The organism is Actinomadura sp. NBRC 104412 (assembly GCF_030269515.1).
Taxonomy (GTDB): domain Bacteria; phylum Actinomycetota; class Actinomycetes; order Streptosporangiales; family Streptosporangiaceae; genus Spirillospora.
Genome location: NZ_BSTM01000102.1, coordinates 1 through 663 on the forward strand (window position 1 = coordinate 1; position 663 = coordinate 663).

Here is a 663-nt window from a genome sequence, read left to right on the forward strand (position 1 = left end):
GTGGCCTAACCCTTGTGGGGGGAGCGGTCGAAGGTGGGGCCGGCGATTGGGACGAAGTCGTAACAAGGTAGCCGTACCGGAAGGTGCGGCTGGATCACCTCCTTTCTAAGGAGCATCACCCGGCCCGTGCAGCTCGTGAGAGCAGGTTCGGGTTGGTGGCTGTCTGCCTGGCCGTGTGTGCCGGGGATGGCTGCTCATTGGTTGTGGAGCACTGGTTAGTCAGCTTGCTGTTCGTGTGAGCCGGTCAGTACCGCCCGTGTCCAGGTCTTCTCTCGTGTTGAGGGGGTTCTGGTCGTGGGAGTGGGAAGGGCGGCCTCGGGCGGGTGGCGGGTTGGGCACGCTGTTGGGTCCTGAGGGAACGGGCCCCTTTTGACATTCTTGGTCGGTGGCCGTGATGGTTGTTGGCCGGGGTGGGGGTGGTTTCTTCTGACGCGGGGCCGGGCGCGCACGCTTGTCTTGGGTGTGTGGTGTTTGGTGGTCTCGGTTGTTGTTTGAGAACTGCACAGTGGACGCGAGCATCTCTGGAGACGGGGATTCTGCCTGCTTTTGTGGTGGGTGGGGTTCTTTGTTTCTGTGCGATTTGTTGATCGTTTCGTGTGTTCAAGTTTTTGAGGGCATACGGTGGATGCCTTGGCATCAGGAGCCGATGAAGGACGTGGGAGC

Annotated in this window: 1 rRNA gene; it reads left to right on the plus strand. The window is 60.9% G+C overall.

Annotated elements, in window-relative coordinates:
• Positions 1-105: ribosomal RNA gene (locus tag QSK21_RS35920) — 16S ribosomal RNA — on the plus strand; the annotation flags it as partial.
• Between the last annotated feature and the right edge of the window lie 558 nt (positions 106-663).